Source organism: Flavilitoribacter nigricans DSM 23189 = NBRC 102662 (genome assembly GCF_002646595.1).
Taxonomy (GTDB): Bacteria; Bacteroidota; Bacteroidia; order Chitinophagales; family Saprospiraceae; genus Flavilitoribacter; species Flavilitoribacter nigricans.
In genome coordinates this window covers 66,012-86,362 of the sequence record NZ_PDUD01000048.1, presented here as the reverse complement: position 1 = coordinate 86,362, position 20,351 = coordinate 66,012, and the positions used below count along the sequence as shown (strand labels likewise).

The 20,351-nt window shown below is 47.8% G+C and carries 16 protein-coding genes; 10 read left to right on the top strand and 6 right to left on the bottom strand.

Features of this window, described 5'->3' with window-relative positions:
- Nucleotides 1-454: 454 nt before the first annotated feature.
- From CRP01_RS35180 to CRP01_RS42570, 6 genes are all read right to left on the bottom strand, one after another.
- Nucleotides 455-757, bottom strand: coding sequence for a hypothetical protein (locus tag CRP01_RS35180; protein ID WP_099154776.1), 303 nt, complete (start codon nt 755-757; stop codon nt 455-457).
- A 355-nt stretch (nt 758-1,112) separates the two neighbouring features.
- Nucleotides 1,113-2,657 carry a hypothetical protein gene (locus CRP01_RS35170; protein ID WP_099154774.1) on the bottom strand — a complete coding sequence of 515 codons (1,545 nt, stop codon included), beginning with the start codon at nt 2,655-2,657 and terminating at the stop codon, nt 1,113-1,115.
- Between the two features lie 616 nt (nt 2,658-3,273).
- A complete protein-coding gene (locus CRP01_RS35160) occupies nt 3,274-4,317 on the bottom strand; it encodes a hypothetical protein (protein ID WP_099154772.1) in 1,044 nt (347 codons plus the stop codon).
- 929 nt (nt 4,318-5,246) lie between these two features.
- The gene (locus CRP01_RS35155) at nt 5,247-6,089 is read right to left on the bottom strand and encodes a sigma-70 family RNA polymerase sigma factor (protein ID WP_099154771.1); all 843 of its coding nucleotides are present in this window, start codon (nt 6,087-6,089) and stop codon (nt 5,247-5,249) included.
- Between the two features lie 661 nt (nt 6,090-6,750).
- Entirely contained in the window at nt 6,751-7,137 is a 387-nt protein-coding gene (locus CRP01_RS35150; RefSeq protein ID WP_099154770.1) for a hypothetical protein, read from the bottom strand.
- A 58-nt stretch (nt 7,138-7,195) separates the two neighbouring features.
- Nucleotides 7,196-7,357, bottom strand: coding sequence for a hypothetical protein (locus CRP01_RS42570; protein WP_170110676.1), 162 nt, complete (start codon nt 7,355-7,357; stop codon nt 7,196-7,198).
- Between the two features lie 260 nt (nt 7,358-7,617).
- Between CRP01_RS42570 and CRP01_RS35145 the strand changes: the two genes are divergently transcribed.
- The 10 genes from CRP01_RS35145 to CRP01_RS35100 all read left to right on the top strand — a co-directional run bounded on the left by CRP01_RS35145 (nt 7,618) and on the right by CRP01_RS35100 (nt 20,056).
- Nucleotides 7,618-7,971 carry a hypothetical protein gene (locus tag CRP01_RS35145; RefSeq protein ID WP_099154769.1) on the top strand — a complete coding sequence of 118 codons (354 nt, stop codon included), beginning with the start codon at nt 7,618-7,620 and terminating at the stop codon, nt 7,969-7,971.
- A gap of 371 nt (nt 7,972-8,342) precedes the next feature.
- Nucleotides 8,343-8,807 (top strand): HYC_CC_PP family protein, encoded by a 465-nt coding sequence (locus tag CRP01_RS35140; RefSeq protein WP_099154768.1) that lies wholly within the window; start codon nt 8,343-8,345, stop codon nt 8,805-8,807.
- Between the two features lie 127 nt (nt 8,808-8,934).
- Nucleotides 8,935-12,603: an efflux RND transporter permease subunit gene (locus tag CRP01_RS35135; RefSeq protein ID WP_099154767.1), complete on the top strand. Its 3,669-nt coding sequence runs from the start codon at nt 8,935-8,937 to the stop codon at nt 12,601-12,603.
- A gap of 41 nt (nt 12,604-12,644) precedes the next feature.
- Nucleotides 12,645-12,998, top strand: a complete 354-nt coding sequence (locus CRP01_RS35130; RefSeq protein WP_099154766.1) for a four helix bundle protein — start codon at nt 12,645-12,647, stop codon at nt 12,996-12,998.
- Entirely contained in the window at nt 12,995-14,260 is a 1,266-nt protein-coding gene (locus CRP01_RS35125) for a TolC family protein (protein ID WP_099154765.1), read from the top strand. The genes CRP01_RS35130 and CRP01_RS35125 overlap by 4 nt, the downstream gene beginning before the upstream one ends.
- A gap of 75 nt (nt 14,261-14,335) precedes the next feature.
- Nucleotides 14,336-14,923: a DUF2911 domain-containing protein gene (locus CRP01_RS35120; RefSeq protein WP_222845890.1), complete on the top strand. Its 588-nt coding sequence runs from the start codon at nt 14,336-14,338 to the stop codon at nt 14,921-14,923.
- Between the two features lie 11 nt (nt 14,924-14,934).
- A complete protein-coding gene (locus tag CRP01_RS35115) occupies nt 14,935-16,761 on the top strand; it encodes an efflux RND transporter periplasmic adaptor subunit (protein WP_099154764.1) in 1,827 nt (608 codons plus the stop codon).
- A gap of 12 nt (nt 16,762-16,773) precedes the next feature.
- Nucleotides 16,774-17,061 carry a heavy-metal-associated domain-containing protein gene (locus CRP01_RS43545; protein WP_099154763.1) on the top strand — a complete coding sequence of 96 codons (288 nt, stop codon included), beginning with the start codon at nt 16,774-16,776 and terminating at the stop codon, nt 17,059-17,061.
- A gap of 128 nt (nt 17,062-17,189) precedes the next feature.
- Nucleotides 17,190-17,621, top strand: coding sequence for a DUF3347 domain-containing protein (locus CRP01_RS35105; protein WP_170110675.1), 432 nt, complete (start codon nt 17,190-17,192; stop codon nt 17,619-17,621).
- 62 nt (nt 17,622-17,683) lie between these two features.
- Nucleotides 17,684-20,056 carry a multicopper oxidase domain-containing protein gene (locus tag CRP01_RS35100; protein WP_099154761.1) on the top strand — a complete coding sequence of 791 codons (2,373 nt, stop codon included), beginning with the start codon at nt 17,684-17,686 and terminating at the stop codon, nt 20,054-20,056.
- Nucleotides 20,057-20,351 lie beyond the last annotated feature (295 nt).

Genomic DNA, 20,351 nt, shown 5'->3' with positions numbered 1-20,351 from the left:
CATGATGGTTACGCTACTTTTGGCAAAGAACTTATAAAAATGCAACGCTACTAACCTGCCTGTTTGCTTGCCGTTAAAGTTGGAAACTATTTATCAAACTGCAAAATTCTTAGCCTTCCACCAACCCCAGACCTAAAAAACCGGAATTATATACTGGTTTTGTTATTTATAAGAAATGTTGTTTTAAAATCATGCCAAAACAGAAGGGTATTCCAACAAAAATTCCAAACCGCTCTAAAAGCCTGTTTTCTAAATTATGTGTCTTTATAATAAAAGGAAGGGTGGAAGAATTTCCCTTCCACCCTTTCCAAAATTTACTGATACTAATTGAGCGCAAAAGTAAGGATTTCGGTTTTCTCCTCATCCACTTTTACGGCTTTATCTATTCTATCTTCCAGGTTTCCTACTTTTCCAATGTAAGTCCTGAATTGGTTAAGCAATGAATTGATTCAGCCTAAATACTCAAAAAAAATACCACCGTTTGATCTTTCAGCCAGATCCACCGCTCGTACACGGTTGAATTATCTAGAGGATCTGAGATAATGTCTCCCTTTTCGGGTAAAGATCCGGTGGCTTTCCAGAATGCGTGCACACCGCGATGGATATCGAAAAATGTATCGGAGTCAATAGATTGGTCTTCAAGTTCTTCAAACGTATCCGAACTTGAAGTTTTTATTTTCCTCCCCATGATTATTTGAAAAGTCCATCCGTCCTTCAGTGGAGTTTTTAGTTCGATCAATTGCTTTTGCTTTTGCATTGGTAAAATGATTTTTAGGTTATTGAATCAGTTGTTGCATTTCTAATGGACCTGGGGCGTTATTTTCACTCGTTTGCCCTCGTTAAGGACACCGCCACTGCCAAACGTTTTGTCCCGATTCATAAATTCCGGCCCATTTCACCCGACCGGCAAATTTTCCCTTCAACACCAGGTTTTTAAATCGCTTTAAAGATATTCCGCGGACATCTTGGCCCACTTTACTGAATATGGTAAATCCTTGTTGCAGTCGGTGATCCTTGAAAAAGATGACCAGCTTGAACCGACCCCTGCATTCGCTCGCTGGTTTTTTCTTTCTACGGTTGTTCATCTTGTTAAATTTATTTTTGAATTGCCATTACTTCACCGCATGGTGAAATCGTTGTACGATTTCCTCACCGTGCCCTTCCAATTGAGTCACCAATTTTTGATAAACTGCCATCGGTCCTTCAGCATCGGAATGCTCCTTACAGCATCGCTGATACCTTCCCACTGCTTTGGCCACTGCGATATTGTCTCCAATCTCCCGTCGCTTGGCTATATGCTTTTTAAACCACGCCTTCGTCCGGCCAAATCCCCGGGTATTCCGATAATCGAAGTACACACTCGGTATCGGCACCCAGCGTTCCTGCCCTGCTTGTCGCCCCCGGTCGATCCACTTACGCACCAGCCGGATCCGCTCGCAGATCTCGGTCGTACCCGCTGCATAGCGCGCCGGCAAGGCATGCACATAGTACTCCGCCATTCGGGCCATGGCTCGTTCCCGCTCCGTATTGGCGATCCATTCCCCGGCATACAGCTCTTCCAGAGCCACTTCCCACACCTTGGACACTTCCCGGAAGATCCGCCGCCCCAACTTATCCGGCAGCCCAGCTACCACTCCCCCGAATGTTTCCGGAATACAATGCTCCCCGCGCCCTGCGCCCTGACCCCTCCCAATCACCAAATCACCCTTCACCCCATCACCAAATCTTCCGCTCTCCTCATTCCTCACTTCTCCTTCCTCATCTCTCACTCCTCGTTCCTCACCCACGGGGGGGCGCCGCGCAACCCGGGGGGGCTTTCTGTGCTCGTCGCTGTCGGTCTCGTAACCAGTCAAAAAAATACGACGCTGGCCACCGGCCCGATCGACATCGGTACCAGCACCTTTTCCACATCGATCGATCTCTAATTGATTTAATTGATTAGTATCCTGTAGGGACAGGGTACATTTGGACGAAAGATTTTCGGAAAAAACCGTAATTTTTTCCTCATAAGAGGGGTGATGGGCACGCTGTTGAATGGCCGGTTCCAGGGGGATTTCCACAGGTGTAGCGGTGGTTTTCCACACTTCAGTAGCATCGGTAATCTGTTGCTCCAGATCTTCCGTTTTTTGTTGATCGCCATCTGTTATGTTGGTTGCTCCGGAATACTGGTGACCTTTTTCGGCTATACTCACCTCAACGGTCATTGCTTTACCCTCAAAAAGGGAGATCCAGTTCCGCCGATCTCCCCGACGACCCAGAAAGATCACTTCGGGGTTCAATCGCATCTCGTAATTGGCCTTACTGCCGTGCCAGACCTCGTCCAGGACCAGTCCCGCTTCCTGCAACCGCTGCCGCAGGTTCTGTATGGTGCGGCCGCTTACATTTATTTTTATTCCTAAATACACATTATTGGCTGATAAATAGGGTAGGGGAGTACCGGGACTCAATGGTCTTCTGCCCGATTGCTGTTTCCACAGGACGATCCGCTGAATATTCAGTAATCGGTGCATTAAAGTTAGGTGACCGGCCCGCAATTGTTTCCGCAATGGCTTGTCCTGATTATACCTAAAGGTAAAATCTTCAAGCAGCAGCATACTCTTGTGCACATCCAGATAATATTCCGTAAATCTTTTTGTAGAGCAATTCAAATGTTTCATCTTCTTTCATTTTAGGGCATTAGAATACCTGCTAACCCTTGGACAATACAAGAGCAGCAACAATTGCCATGATCAAAATTGGTTTGAAAGCAAACTGCAGAAAGAGCGCGCAGAGTCATCAAAATTTCAAAGAGAACATCCTGGCCATCCAACCATCCTGGCCATCCAACCATCCTGGCCATCCCGGTCCAGACAACCCTCCCGGTCCAGACAACCCTCCCGGTCCAAAAAAGGTGGCGGCACAGCAAGCCCATGCCGCCCCTTCTCCCGAATCACTCAAGGGTAGCTAAGAAAAAATGAAAAAAAACTTATAAAATCAGGACATCACCACATCACAATATTACCACATCGCAACCTGGTATCCGTCGCCGACGGTCTCGATCCGACCCGGGAATCGAACCCGGGATCACTCCCATCGAGTATCGGATGACTTTTAGTCGTAAGTCAGAAAGTCTATAAGTCGTAAGTAAACAGTTTATCCAACAATAAAGCAATATAACCATCCAGCCATGCCATTCAACAATATGACAATAAAACAATATAACCATCCAACCATCCAACCATCGAGCCATCCAGCCATCGACCCATAGAAGCCATCCAACACCGGAAAGCCCTTCTACCGTTCGCCCTCAATAGTATCCAAAACCATCCCCTCGAATAGGGCCTCCAGGTCCGTCTCTTCATTGATCACGATCGTGGTGGGAGCCTCCGGATCCAATCGTATTTGGTCGGCGTTTACGGCGGGACTATCTTCCGCTCCCACGCATTTACAAGGATACAGTTCATACTCGCGCCGATATTTATAATCCACATTCGGATCCATAAACTCCAGTTGCTTGCGCAACTTATTGTAGACATGCCGGCTAAAAAAATCCGTACCACAATTCACCAGGCTATTTCCCGCCGGGCACTTCGCCTTGGAGATACTTAAACGCGCCCGGTAGAAGGTCCCTTCCTCGCATTTGATCTTCTCAAACGATTCCGTATACATGATGTTGAAGTACTCATAAGTCACCCCATCCTGGGTGATTGCCTGGAACAAATGGCACTTGTCTTTTTCCTGGACTAAGCGCAGTACGCCACCCAGATCATAGACATCGCAGGTTCCGTCCGAAAATACCAGCCTCGCCTGTTGTTGGGTCAGTATCTCAAAATGGATCAGGTCATCGAGGTTCACATCGGCGGCGTTGCCCAGTCGCACGCCTTTGCCGACTGTAGTTTTGATCTCCATGGTGGTGCGCACCCCATTTTCCGCCACCGTATCCGTATGATACAGGATTTTTTCGCCGGGGGTATCCAACAAGGCGGACTGCTGCGCCTTCAATTCCCGGAAAAGGTCGCATGCCGACCCTTCCGCCAGTACGTCCGGATCGTTGACCATTTTCATTTCGTATGCTGCATCCACCGGCGTCCCTCCCCAGAAATAGAACTTCACTCCCAACACCAAGAGCGTCACTACCAGCAGCCGCAGTGCTTTTATCCACCATGGCTTTTTGCTCTTCTGCCGCTGTGCTGGGTTCTTTACCACCTCCGCTCCGCTAGTGGACTCAAATGCCAGATCCGAATCCGGAGTTTCGGTTGCTTTTCGGTTCAACGGTATTTTTGGCAACCAGCCAAAAGTTCGTTCGTAAAAGGTCCTGGTGTTTTTTTCATCTTCCATATCAACTTGACTATTTATTTACTAGGTTATTAACTCAAGGAATTCCGAATTACCCATTTAACCAGCTATCCATAAGCCAAAAAGATCCGAGCCCGCTCCGGCAGACTCGGATCAATAAGACTTATGGAAAATGAAATTACATCGTATGTATACCCGGATTCACCGGATTTTATTGATGGCCCGGATGGATTACCTGGATAAATAAGGGATGATGCCGATCCAAATGCACAATCTGTCCCGACGAGTAAGGAAAACCAAATGTCGTGTAGTATATACCGGCAACAGGAATTGCCAAAGGAAAAGTAGGTGGTGTTCAGCATCAAACCGGTGCGGGATATTTTCATCATACTGGATTTTAAATTTCGCCCTTATTATGGCGAATTTTAAGAGCAATTATAGTCGTTCTACACCTATGACTGAGCCTCCAAATCATGACTACATTTAACACTACCAAAGTTGGACACAATAATTCTTTTTGTCAAGTTTTGACCGTCGCCTTCGCCACGCTCCCTTTTTTTTAGGAACAATATTTGGATTGTAAAATGTACACGTTGTTATTTAATAATTTTATACTGATAATCAAGAGAATTTTTAATTAATTAAGATATTTAATAATATGTGAGTTTTCTTAAAAAAAACTGCGAAGCGGAGGATTTTAGAAGCGTTTCTGAGGATGCCACCATGAAAAACCAGAGATTGAGATGATGATTGTCCTATCATTTTGCGCCGTTCTTTACAATCTTGTAAAGCAAAAAAATATCTAATGTGATTCTTACCAAAACTTGGTATTCCACAATAACCATCTCACAGCAAAAATAGAATGCGGGTATCGCATTCCAGCCCATACCACCATGTCAATCTTGGGCACCTCCCACCAGCCAACCATCCGACAATCAAGCCATCCGACCATCAATCACAACATCAAATCATCAACCCATCATCCGCAACTTCAACAAAGCCCGATTTTTCAACAACCGGACCCGCTCCGCGCACAAACCCACTCGCTTCCCGATCTCCTCATAACTCATCCATTCTTCCGACGGATCTCCCGCCAGACCAAAACGCAGTCGTAAAATGCGCTGCTCTCGCTTCGACAGACCGGCCAGTAATTGATCTACGGCTATGCGCTGCGATGTTGTTTCTGCCAGCGACTGGTCCGGGGCAGTGGTGTTCATTTCAACCAGCGTTTCCAGTAGGGTAGGGGGCTCCCCGGTTTCAAGAGGAGTATGAAGCGATACTCGTCGCGGCATCAGTTCCAGTAGATCACGCAGTTCGGCTGCACCTAATTCCAGGGGCTCAGCTAGTTCTTCTAAGGTGGGTTCCCGCTCCAGGGTTTGCTCCAAAGACGTCATCGCGGACCGCACCCGGCTCAACTGCTGCAATTTATTGCCCGGCAATCGTACCAGGCGGCTCTTCTCCCGGATCGCTTCCAGGATCGATTTCCGGATCCACCACACGGCAAAGGAAATAAATTTAAATCCTCTGGTTTCATCGAAGCGCCGGGCGGCTTCTACCAATCCGATATTCCCTTCACTGATCAGGTCCATCAACGGGATGTAGGCATTTTGGTACTGCTTGGCCACCGAGACCACAAAACGCAAATTGGCCCGGACGAGCAGCGCCAGCGCCTGCTCATCGCCCGCCCGAATACGCCGGGCCAGCCGGATCTCTTCTTCGGCGGTGATCAAGGGAATATTATTGAGTTCACTCAGATAACTTTCGAGGGAACGGGAGGCCTGCGGGATGGCAGGGAAGATGGTAAGGTGTCGCATCTGGATTAGCTATTTGTGCTATCCGTTGCAGCGGGACTGCAGTTTTAGTAGGACAAGATCATCATTAAAGCATTCTGCAACTGATGACTTGCTACTGCATTCCAGCGCTGGCCGGATAGCTTGGTTTATAGCTAACCTTAAGATGAGTGGGAGATGATCGACTACCGGCAAAATTGGTGACCGGTAGGAAATACAATTACAAATATAGCTTTTTTGTGAATGTCGGGAAAGGGTAAAAGCCTGGTAGAGTGAGGATCGGCAAATAGGGGAGGGCAAATAGAGTAGCAAAATTTTATGGGAACTGCTCACCAAGCGGCGATTCGAAGCTCCATTGTTTCATGGCTTCATGGAAAAAAATAGCATAAAAAATGAAGCTATGAAACACAAAGAATGTTGGTTTAATTATTTGACAGTGTAATAATTCTTGGCCAGATTTACTGTAACGATAATGATGATTTGATAAGGGCTACCCACCAACGTTGGGATGACTGAATGGCTATGCGGTTGGTGCCTCACCCCCAGCCATAAAACCGTGTAACCATAAAGCCATAAAATGGAGTGCAGCGACATCCCGCACTCAATGAGTCGGGACAAAATGACCATTTAGCCCTCCACTCGAAACTATTCCAAATCATAATTGCACCCTACTTTTGGCAAAGAACTATCTTTTATACCGTGTAACACCGTGGGACTTCCTGGGCTTAGCTTTTTCACGCTGCCGTTTCTGAAAATTGAGTACAAAAAAGGCAAACTCTAAGGCGGCCCATTTGGCGTAGTGCTCTTTTTCAAACTGAAAACCACTCTGTAATTCGTAGGGGCCGAGCTCGCTGGTTATCTCGAATCCATATTTTAACGCTTCCAGGTAATTATCAAACTCCGTGACCAGCTTTATGGTGATCTGCTGTGCGGCGAAGAAGGTAATGAGTTGATCAGCGTTTCGCATTTGGGGCTTCCAGTCTTTAGGGTAAAGATCCTTAAACTGGTATAAACAGTGATAATAGGCTTTGGGATAATGTTGGATGATATGGGTAAACCAGGCTTTGGTCACGGTCTTCGGCTTTTAGATCTATGCCGACAAATTTAATGCCAGTTTGCTGGGCCATGGCTTATTCTGTATTTGGAATCCCATACAGCAGGGATTCATGCATTTTATGGAGGAGATCCACTAACCAGCACAGGATCCCGTTCCCTGCGTCGCTCTGGCCTTCCCCTACGGACAGGAGGTAACCGCTTTTTTTGCCATCATTCCAAACGGTAAAGATTTCCATTTTCGCTTATTTAAGAAAGACAAAGTTGATAAGCATCTGGCCCAGGGAGAAAGCTGGGAAAATATGGGGTTTTCCATTCTGGAATCGACTTTTTTCGATAAAGAGTTATTCGATAACCCCAGACCGATCTACCTGGATTGGTTGGCACAGCATGAAGATGGGTTAAAAGGAGAACACGATTTAGAAAGTAGAGGGTGTACTGGGTCGAACCCTGGGAACCATCCTCCGGGAGACTTCACAGTACCTCAACCCGGAAAACGTTGGTTAGTGTTTCTGATCCTTATCATAAGGACGAGTTTGAGTGTGTCGATCATCATTATGAATTTACCAATGATGCCTTTGCGGAAGAACCTCCCCGTCATTATGTCAGAACCTATGGCAAAATTCCTCTGATTGAACGCTATTTTCAAGATAAGGAAATGCTGTCCTGCCTGGCATCGGCTTTCGATCCGGAAGAGGGAGGAGATTATCCTTTTTTAATACGTTCTTATTTTGAAGACGGGCAGAATTCAGGAGCGTTACTTAACAAAGTGGAAGAGATAACGAAACCGGAAACCTTTTTTGACCATTACCTGGCCGTCCCGGAATGTTCGAAAGAAGCGTTTCCGGAGTAGCATATCATCACGCCAACGAGTGAGCCTGAAGTACAAATCTCATGTGTTGAGCTCCAAACGGATTATTGCTGTAGAGCGCATTGAATTGCCTGCCTCAATCCCCGAGGCAGGCTTTTGTTGTCTCTCTTTTCCGTTTCCACGGGCCAGAGAACTAAACCGCTGACTGTGACTGGACGATGGATGAAGAACATTCAACAAATCCTCAATTGGCACTAGGCCTTCAAGATGGCTTTTGTACAAGCGGACTGCATTAAGAAAGGTGTATGATAATCCCTTTTAATAATTTCATTGAAACAAAATAATATAAATCTCCTGCAAAATAATGTAAGACCCTATCCCCTTAAGTTTTGTACTTTTGTACTTGATTAAATATGAATAACTCCAATACATATCGCATCATAGCCTTTAGCTTAGCCATACTGATGTTCTCGACCTCAGTAGGTTTTGCTATTGATATGCATTATTGCGGAGATCATCTGAAATCGGTTAATTTCTTCGGTAAGGCGAAGGATTGCCTGGAACTGGCCAATCCGAAAGCTGAGAAGAAGTGTTCCCATCCTCATCACCAGGAAGAAAAGACCCAAAATAAGGCTCACTCCCTGGATAAAAAGGATTGTTGCAACAATAAAGTCATTCAGTTCCAGGCCGACCAGGATCAGGAACTGCAAATTGTAGATTACTCCATCAGTCAGCCGCTGCAACAGTTTGTAGTGGCGCTCGTATTCACTTTTTTTAATCCTAGCCCTATCGAGCGGAAGAAGCCTTCTTTCGCTTTGTATAAACCGCCCTTATTACTTAGGGACATTCCGGTTCTCGTCCAATCTTTCCGCTTATAGCATCCTCTTTTCTTTCTGTGCAGCCTCAATGGGTATCCATTTTGGTTGCTATCCCTGTTTAGGTTCACCTTAGAAGTCATATTCATTTCAGGGCGAACATTTAAAAAAGAAAGTAGATGGCTATACCATGCTCAATAATTTCATTCGCTTTTTCCTGGAAAATAAGCTAGTCGCTTATTTATTACTGCTACTATTTGTCGGTTGGGGACTCACTACGGCTCCTTTCGATTTTGGCTTGGGAGAATTGCCGCGCGATCCGGTGGCTGTAGATGCAATCCCCGATATCGGAGAAAATCAACAAATCGTATTTACTAAATGGATGGGCCGTTCTCCCCAAGATGTGGAGGATCAGATCAGTTATCCCTTAACGACAGCGCTCCTGGGCATTCCCGGCGTGAAAAGTATAAGGAGTAACTCCATGTTCGGCTTCTCCAGTATCTACATCATTTTTAATGAGGATATAGAATTCTACTGGAGCCGAAGCCGTATTCTGGAAAAATTAAATTCGCTACCGGCCAATACGCTACCTGATGGCGTGCAGCCTACCCTGGGACCGGATGCTACCGCCCTGGGGCAAATCTATTGGTATACCCTGGAAGGACGGGATAAAGACGGTAAACCCACTGGTGGTTGGGATATGCACGAATTGCGCAGTATCCAGGATTTTTACGTACGGTATGGGTTGTCTTCGGCGGAAGGCGTTTCGGAAGTAGCCTCCATCGGCGGCTACGTAAAAGAGTACCAGGTCGACGTTGATCCGAACGCCATGAAAGCCAATAATATCACGCTGGAAGAAGTGATGAAGGCGCTCAAAAGCAGTAATATCGATGTTGGGGCACAAACCATCGAGATCAATCTGGCGGAATACTTTGTGCGCGGACTGGGTTATGTGGAAAAAGTGGAGGATATCGAGAAGAGTGTCATCAAGGTCAATGAAAATGTGCCGCTTCGGGTTGGAGATGTAGCTAGCGTAAATATCGGCCCGGCTACCCGGCGGGGGGTATTGGATAAATCCGGGGCGGAAGCCGTCGGTGGGGTAGTGGTGGCTCGTTATGGAGCCAATCCACTGGAGGTGATCGAAAATGTAAAGGCTAAGATTGCCGAAATTGAACCGGGTCTGCCCACTAAAACCCTCAGTGACGGAACCGTTTCACAGGTTGAGATCGTGCCGTTCTATGATCGTACCCAACTGATTAATGAAACCATCGGCACGCTCGAAGAAGCCCTTACCCTGGAGGTGCTTATTACGGTCATTGTGGTGATTCTCATGCTGCTCAACCTCAAGTCTTCACTGCTGATATCCAGTACACTGCCGGTGGCTGTACTGATGTGTTTCATCGCCATGCGTTATTTTGGAGTGGACGCCAATATTGTAGCCCTGTCCGGTATTGCCATCGCTATCGGCACGATGGTCGACATGGGGATCGTACTCACCGAAAGTATGGTCAAACGCATCGAGGAAGCGCCGCCCGGAGAGAGCCTGCTCACGAGTATCTACGAGGCTACCGTGGAAGTGGCCTCGGCGGTGATCACGGCCGTAGCTACCACGGTGATCAGCTTCATTCCGGTATTTACCATGCAGGCCGCTGAGGGTAAGTTGTTCCGGCCGCTGGCTTTCACCAAAACCTTTGCCCTGGTGGCATCCATTATTGTGGCCATCACCATTATCCCACCGCTGGCGCACACCCTATTTTCCTTCCGGTCAAAAAACAAAGCATTGACTTACGCCGGCAACGGCCTCGCGTTCATCGGAGGGCTGATCCTGGCTATCGGCTATGCACCTTTCCTGGGTAGTATTCTCGCCGTAGTGGGCTTGGCAGGCTTGCTGAATACCTGGATGCAAAGCTACAGTTCCGAAAGGAACATTAAGATATTATCCTGGATCACCAACATCATCTATGCCCTCATTGTTGCCTGGTTGCTGGCTACAGTCTGGATGCCGCTGGGCGTAACGAAAAGTAGTCTTACCAATTTCCTCTTTGTGGTAATCCTGACCGGAGGACTGATCGGGCTTTTTTATGTCGTGATTTACTTTTATGAAAATATCCTCCGCTTTTTGTTGCGGTTCAAGATCCTGTTTCTTTTGGTGGTGAGTTTTATCGTCTACCAGGGGTATACGATCTTCCAGCAGACCGGTGAGGAGTTTATGCCTTCGCTTAATGAAGGTTCCTTTTTGCTGATGCCTACTGCCATGCCCCATTCCGGGATGCAGGAGAATATCAAAAACCTGCGTTTACTGGATATGGCCGTAACGGCCATCCCGGAAGTGGAGACCGTAGTGGGTAAAGCCGGCCGGGTAACCAGCGCCCTCGATCCCGCACCGATGTCCATGTACGAAAATGTGATCCAGTACAAATCGGAATACAAAACTGACGTGGAAGGTCACCGGATCCGCTTTAAATTTGAAGACGGTGAATATCTCCGGGACGAGGCCGGAGAACTCATCCCGGATAAGAACGGACAATACTTTCGACAATGGCGGGACCATATCAATAGTCCTGATGACATTTGGAACGAGATTATCAAGGCCACTAAGATCCCCGGGGTAACTTCGGCTCCTAGACTCCAACCTATCGAAACCCGACTGGTTATGTTGCAGACCGGTATGCGGGCCCCCATGGGGATCAAGGTCCAGGGCTCGGACCTGCCCACCATCGAAGCTTTCGGTCTGGAACTGGAAAAATACCTGAAGGATGTAGATGGCGTGAAGGATGCGGCGGTGTTTGCCGACCGGATCGTAGGTAAACCTTATATGTTGTTGGACATTGACCGTGACGCTATCAGCCGCCACGGTCTGACCATCGAAAAGGTCCAGCAGTATATTGAAGCGGCCATCGGCGGTATGACCATGACCACAACCGTCGAAGGCCGGGAACGCTACGGGATCCGTATTCGCTATCCCCGGGAACTGCGCGATGATCCGGAAATACTGAAACGCATCTATCTGCCTACGGCTACCGGGCAGCAGATCCCCTTGGGTGAATTGGTGACCATCCGCTATGAACCGGGGCCCCAGTCTATCAAAAGTGAAGATGGTTTCCTCATCGGATACGTACTTTTTGACCGTGAAGGGGATTATTCCGAAGTAGAAGTGGTCCATAATGCCCAAAATTACCTTCAGCAATTGATCGATGAAGGCACCTTGGAAGTGCCTGCCGGTATTAGCTACCGCTTTGCCGGGACCTACGAACAACAGGTGCGGGCCAGTAAACGCTTGAGTGTGGTGGTGCCCATCGCACTGGCGATCATTTTTCTCATCCTGTATTTCCAGTTCAAATCCGTCACCATTTCAGCCATGGTCTTTACCGGTGTTTTTATCGCTTTTGCCGGTGGCTTCATCATGATCGGCCTCTACGATACCGATTGGTTCCTGAATTTCAATTTTCTCGGTACCAATATGCGGGAGCTTTTCCAGATCCACACCATCAACCTGAGTGTGGCGGTCTGGGTGGGTTTCCTGGCCTTATTCGGGATCGCAACCGATGACGGGGTGCTGGTGGCTACCTTCCTGCAAGATAGTTTTAAAAATAATCAGCCGGATACGATTCCTGGTATCCGGGATGCAGTAGTGGAAGGGGGGCTGCGCCGGGTACGACCGGCCATGATGACGACGGCCACCACCATTCTGGCTCTACTCCCGGTGTTGACCTCTACCGGTCGCGGTGCAGATATCATGGTGCCGATGGCCATTCCTTCCTTCGGGGGTATGACCTTGCAGATGATCACCATGTTTACCGTGCCGGTTCTTTATTCCCTTTGGCAGGAATGGAAATTGAGAATTAACAATTGGCAATGAACAATTAGCAATTAGCAATGAACAATTGACAATGAGCAATTATGAGTGAACGAAATAATCCGGTTTTAGAAAAGAGCTTTGCGTTTGCAGTCCGAATAGTGAAGCTCTATAAGTACATGATGGAAGAGAAGAGAGAATTCACTTTGGCCAAACAGGTTTTACGGTCGGGTACCTCGGTTGGCGCGAATATTGAAGAAGCGGTCGGGGGCTATACCAAAAAGGATTTTCGGGCTAAAATGTCGATCGCTTACAAAGAAGTAAGAGAAACAAAATACTGGCTACGCTTGCTGAAAGAAACCGAATACCTCTCCCCTGAACAGTTTGAAAGTTTACACGCAGATGCCGAGGAAATCGCCAGAATGTTATTCAGAATCATCGAAAGTTCAAAATCATGATAAAAAACAATAAAGTAAAGCATTGCACACTGTTAATTGTTCATTGCACATTGCTCATTGTCCATTGTCCATTGCTCATTGCCCAAACGGCTCCTCTTGAGCGACTAAAAAAGGAAGTGGTCGACAACAACCCTGAACTAAAGATGCTTACCAGTGAATACCGGGCAGCCTTGGAGCGAGCTCCCCAGGTAAGCCAATTACCCGATCCGGAAATTGGTGCGGGCGTCTTTCCTCTACCGGTAGAGACTCGGCTGGGCGCTCAGTCCTTCCGCCTGGGCGCAACTCAAATGTTCCCCTGGTTCGGAACGCTCGATAGCAAGAAAGAGCTGGAACTGGCCAAGGCCAAAGCGCTTTACGAACGCATTGCAGCCCGTCGACTGGAGTTGTACTATCAGGTAGAAGAGGCCTATTATCAGTTGTACGGGATCCGGCAAAGCCGGATGATCATCGAGCGCAATGTGCAATTCCTTAAATCCCTGGAAGAGCTGGCTCGAATTAAAGTAGAGAGTGGAAGAGCTACCCTGGCGGATGTACTGCGCGTACAGTTAAAGTTGGAAGAGTTGCAACAGGAACTGCGCATTCTGGAAATTTCCGAAACCAATCCACTGGCTACCCTGAATCAATTGCTGCATCGGCCGGCGGGAACCCCGGTACAGGTGGCCGATAGCCTGGCCTTCGCGGCTATTCCCTTCAGTCGGGATACTTTACTGGCCAGTATCGAAACCAACCACCCCGTATTGCGCATGTACGCTTTGCAGCAGGTGGTTTCCCGGGCTGCGATCCAGGTCAATGAACTGAACGGTAAACCCATGTTCGGACTAGGCCTGGATTATATCATGGTCAACCAGCGTACTGATATGGAATTGCCGAACAACGGCCGGGATATTTTGCAGTTAAGGGCTACCGTGAAAGTGCCCCTGTTTCGGGAACAATATAAGGCTAAAGAAAGAGAGGAACAATTCCGGATCCAGGCCCTGGAGCATCAGAAAGATGAAGTGCTGGACCGTTTTACGGCTGCGATCGAACGGGCCTATGCGGACTTTGAAACTGCCCGCCTGCAACGGGAATTGTACCAACGACAGCAGCAAATTACGCGTTCCGCTATTGAGATCCTGCAAGCGAGCTACAGTACGACCGGCAGTAATTTTGACGAATTACTCCGCCTGGAAAGAGAACTGATCGATTACGACCTGAAAATGCTAAAGGCCATCGTGAAAAGTCACCTGGCCGTGAGTAGTATTCAACGATATCTTCTTGAATAGCACTTCGTGCAGTTAGTCGTATTAAGACTTACGACTTTCAGCCCATTATCATTAATAATTAAAAATGTACTGACTATGAAAAACGTATGGCCCTGCTTCTTATGGATCGGATTGATCTTCATGGCTTGTAATAATACGCCTCAGAACGAAGCTGATCATGCAGCCCATCAACACCAGGAACCAGCTTCCGGCGAAACCAATACCGCGAAACCTAAAAGCCCGCGGATGCAGGCTATGGCCAATATCGGTGCTACCCATATCCATATTGATTACTCAGCTCCCAGTGTCCGGGGGCGCAATATCTGGAATGGTCTGGTGGCGTATGATCAGGTTTGGGTGACCGGGGCGCATAAGGCTACATCGGTCGATTTCTCTACCGATGTGATGATCAATGGAGAAACCATACCCAAAGGGAAATATGGTTTTTTCACTATTCCCGGTGAACAGGAATGGGTCCTGATCCTGAATAAAAATCACGAGCAGCATCTGGCCGATGATTACGACCCGGCACTGGATGTACTCCGGGTCACGGTACAACCACAGCTGCTATCCGAAAATGTGGAAATGCTTCAATACGAAGTAATCCCCGGTATGGATAAAGCAGGTAAGATCGCAGTGTCCTGGGAAAAAATAAAGGTAGAGTTGCCGGTTAGCGGTAGCTAAAAAATAATATCATGAAAAAAAATATCAATATCATCATCGTTGCCGTCGTTGCCCTGGCTTTAGGCCTGGCCCTCGGTTTCTGGATATCCGACGGAGAAAGCAAGGGTGAAACACTTGTTGAAGAACACGATCATACCGGAGAAGCCATGCTTACTTCCGAAGGCGACGAGATCTGGACCTGTTCCATGCACCCGCAGATCCGGCAGAACGAGCCGGGAGACTGTCCCATCTGCGGCATGGACCTGATCCCGCTTTCGGAGAATACGTCCAATGATCCGCTGGTGCTGGAAATGACTGAGGAAGCGGTGAAACTCGCCAATGTACAAACTACCGTTATCGGTAAAGAAAGTAATGCTGGTGGAGAAAAGATTACCCGTTTGAGCGGCAAGGTACAAGCCGATGAACGTCTGGCTTCCAGCCAGGTGGCTCATGTGCCCGGCCGAATTGAAAAACTGTTCGTCACCTTTACCGGTGAACCGGTGCGCAAGGGACAAAAGCTGGCTACGCTGTATTCTCCGGAATTGGTCACCGCTCAGCAGGAATTATTGGAGGCACTACGCCTGCAATCTACCAGCCCTAAACTGGTGGAATCTGCTCGCAATAAACTCCGCTACTGGAAGATCGGGGAAGAGACCATTGCTACAATTGAGGAGAAAGGAGAGATCCAGGAAACTTTTACCGTCTATGCGGACGCTACGGGAGTAGTAACCAACCGCCGGGTGTCTGTCGGTGATTACGTTCGACAGGGCGAAGCCTTGTTCGACCTGATGAACCTGAGCCGGGTCTGGGTACTGTTTGATGCCTACGAAGAGGACCTGGCTACGATTTCGGTGGGCGATCGCATTGAGTTCACCACTCCGGCCGTGCCGAACCGAACTTTTTCCTCCCGCATTACTTTTATCGATCCGGTAATCAACCCCAGGACCAGGGTGGCTTCCTTAAGAACGGAAGTCAGCAATCCTAATGGATTGCTGAAACCGGAAATGCTGGTATATGGAAATCTGCAAAATAAAACCAAATCGGGTGTGGTACTGACGGTGCCTAAATCGGCCATTTTGTGGACGGGTACTCGCTCGGTAGTGTATATAAAAGTTCAGGATACCGCTATTCCTTCTTTCCGGTTCCGTGAAGTGGAACTGGGAGAAAGACTGGGGGATCAATACGTAGTACAAAGTGGATTGGAACCCGGAGAAGAAGTAGTCACTTACGGTAATTTTGCCATTGATGCGGCTGCCCAACTTAATAACCAGGCCAGCATGATGAACAGGGAGGTAATGCTCAAAGGTAGTGACCATCAGGAGCATTTACCGGATTATACCGACCAGACTCCTATCGCTTTCAAGCAGCAACTGGCCGATCTCCTGGGGCAGTACCTTTCCCTGAAAGAAGCTTTTGTAAACTCCGATGCGGAACAGGCTGCAACGGCGGCAGCTAAAGTTGGAACAGCACTCAATAGCGTCGATATGTCTCTGCTTTCCGGTGAAGCACATATGTATTGGATGGAGCAACTCCAGGCGCTGCAGGCCCACAGTGATAAGATCAGTCAACTTTTGGAGATCGAAACCCAACGGGAACAGTTTGATTTTCTTTCTCAGGCGCTGATCAATGCCCTGAAGGTCTTTGGGGTTTCTGAGGGAACCTACTATGTACAGCATTGCCCGATGGCCTTCGATAATAAGGGAGCGGACTGGATCAGCAAGGAGGAAACTATCCGAAATCCTTATTTCGGAGATCAAATGCTGAGTTGCGGCTCCGTGGAAGTTTTTATTGATAAAGATTTTAAAATTTCTACTGCACAGGTAGCGGCTGCACCTCCACCGAATATTCATAACCACTAACACCTGGAAACCATGACGAATCTGCAGTTTTTTTCTTCTTTGAAAGTTGCGGGCAACTGCAATCGGTGTAAAGATCGTATCGAAAGTAAGCTCCGGCCAATCGAGGGGATTTATTCCGCTGAATGGGACCTGGCTTCTCAAATACTTAAGATTCAATACGATCATGAGATCATTACCGTGGAAGCTATTAAGATGATCGTGCTGAAACTGGGCCATGATATCGATGGAGCATTAGCCCCGGACACAGCTTATAAAAAACTGCCTTTGTCTTGTCGGTACAGAAGTATAAATCACAACTGATATTTTAAAGCATTTATAACTAAATAATTAAAACCATGAGATCAATCTTGTTAATGTTTTGCCTGTCTCTGCTAAGCTTTACCGCATTTTCCCAGAATGAACATGCCATGCATGGCAAGGAGCACGGTATGAAAATGGACCAGCCCGAAAATGCTGTCCACTTCAAAGATGCCAACGCTACGGCCGTTTATCAGCACTATCTGGCCTTAAAAGATGCCTTGGTTAGTTCTGATCAGGAAACCACTAAATCAGCAGCGGAAATGTTGGAAAAATCCCTCCAGGCTGCGAAAAGTGCTAAAAAACTAACGGGTCAGGCCAAGGCCGTTGCCGAAGCCTCAACTCTTGCTCAGCAACGTCAGGCCTTCTCCGATCTAAGCAATGCGGTGATCCAATGGGTGAAAAGCCAGAAGATGGAGGATGGACAGATATTCTTGGAATACTGCCCAATGGCTAATGATAATACAGGCGGCTACTGGCTGGCGAATGAATCGGAGATCAATAATCCTTATTTCGGAAAAATGATGCTGCACTGCGGCAAAGTGGCAGAGACGATCCACTGATCATATCCGAATAGAGCCGAAATGGGTGAAATGACCTGTTTCGGCTCCCTAAAAAACTAATCATGAAGAGTCTGAAATTTTTCTGCATCCTGTGGCTAGGAGCCCTGTCATTTACTAAAGTACAGGCACAGTCCGATACAAGTACCTATCACCTGACCATCGAAAAACAACCGGTGAATATTACCGGCAAATCTACGATGGGTATGACCATAAATGGCAGCATTCCCGGTCCTACCCTGCGATTTAAGGAAGGGGGCTATGCTGTAATTCGGGTCACTAACCGCATGGATGTCGAAACTTCCGTACACTGGCATGGCTTGTTATTACCTAATTTTTTTGATGGTGTTCCCTACTTAACTACACCACCGATTGCTCCGGGAGAAACATTTCAATATGAATTTCCCCTACGGCAGGCAGGAACGTATTGGTATCATTCCCACACCATGCTACAGGAACAGCGGGGCGTATACGGCTCCATTGTGATCGAACCCCAGGAAAAGACAATTGATTATGACCGGGATCTGGTACTGGTAGTTTCGGACTGGACCGATGAGAAACCGCTAAATGTACTGAGAAACCTCAAACGGGGTAATGAATGGTACAACATCCGTAAAGGCACGGCTACGCCATTGAATCAGGTTATCGCCCGGGGAGCCTTCGGCGCTCAGCTCAATTTTTGGAAACAGCGTATGGAAGGGGCGGACATTGCCGACATTTATTATCCGGCATTTTTGACCAATGGGGAAATGACGCGGGAATACCCGGACTTCAAGGCTGGTGAAAAAGTCCGCCTCCGTATTATTAATGCCGCAGCGTCTACTTCTTTCTGGCTCACCTTCGGAGGTGACGATCCAATGTTGGTTGCTGCCGACGGACTGGATGTTGTGCCGGTCACTCACAATAAGACCTTCATTGCCATTGCCGAAACCTATGATTATATTGTTGAAATTCCCGCTAACGGAAAATTGGAAGTGAGAGCTACGGCCCAGGATGGTTCGGGGCAAACGGCGGCTTTCCTGGGCAATGGCCCGATTCTGTCAGCTCCTAATGTACCTCGGCCGGATAAGATCGGTATGATGCAACAGATGGCCAAGATGGACATGAAAATGGGGGCACCTGCGCTCAAATTTCGACCGGGCAGGGATAACCGCTTCCAAATGAAGGATAAATACGGCATGCAAATGGAGGGGATGGACCACTCGCCCGCCACCGGGCAACCTGATGACATGAAACAAATGCCGGGGATGGACCACCACATGGATCATCCTAAAGACACCATGCCGATGCCGGATAAAAAAGAGGAGCCTCCCATGCAAATGAAGGAAAACCACCAGCACCAGGATCCCATGCCGATGCCGCAGATGGACATGAAGGAAGGTATGGATAGTGCGGGCATGCAGATGCAGGGAATGCCCGCAATGAATATGTTCGCGGAATACAATTACGACTACCTGAAGTCTCCGGAACCGACTGCTTTTGCTGACACTACCCCGGTAAAAGAGATCCTGCTCAATCTTACCGGCAATATGAACCGGTACGTCTGGAGTATGAACGGGGTGCCTTTGTCTGAAACGGATAAGATCAAAATTAAAGGAGATCAGGTGACCCGGATCCGGATGAACAATCTGACCATGATGCACCATCCGATGCACTTACACGGCCATTTTTTCCGGGTACTCAACAAAAATGGAACTTATTCACCCCTTAAACACACCGTAAACGTACCTCCGATGGAAGAGGTGACCATCGAATTTTACGGAGATGAGTACGGCGACTGGTTCTTCCACTGTCATATCCTCTACCACATGATGGGCGGGATGGCCCGGATATTCAACTATGATACGCCGCGTGATCAGCGGATGACGAACTTCCCGGTCAAAAAACTCATACACGAGACCAATCGCTATTACCAGTGGGGAATGATCGATGCCGCCTCCCACATGAGCGCGCTTAATCTTACGGCTTCCAATATCCGTAACCAGTTCAACCTGAGTGCTGAATTCGGCTACAACAAAAACCTGGAAGCGGAATTCACGTACCAATACTACCTCTACGATTATCTGAGTGTTTTTGGCGGACTAAACCTGGAAAATGCCAATCCGAATAGCCTGGATACTTTAAATACGACAGCCGTGGCGGGTATCCGATGGCTGACGCCCTATTTATTCAGCCTGGATCTGCGGGTAGATCATCAGCTCCGGCCCAGGATCGGCATCGGCCGAAGCGTCATGTTGTTTCCCAAATTTTCCATCTTCGGATATTATGAATATCAGGCGGATTTCGGCTGGGTGGGGAATGATGGGAGAGCACGCCGATACAGTAGCGAAACGGTTTGGAGTGCCGGCGCCGAATTCCTCCTATCCAGGAATTTTTCCCTGATGGGCAGTTATGATAATCGCTTCGGTGCAGGCGGTGGTATAAGTGTACGGTTTTAAAAGATTAGCACTCCGTGCAGTTTTTAGTCGTAACAGGCCGACCGGGAATGAACCGAATCTGGTAAATTTCAAAAATTTGCCAGATTTTGCCGATTGATAGATAGCAACTTACAGATTTACAAAATTTTGCAAATCGCTATTCCCGGCCGGCCTGTTATGACTTACGACTGATAGACTGCCCGGACTATTAAAAAGATAATACAATGAAAAAATGTTGTCAAACCGATCAACGAACGAGTATTATCGGAAGAATTTTCAACTGGCTCATTATCGTTTTGCTAGTTGGTGTTAGCCT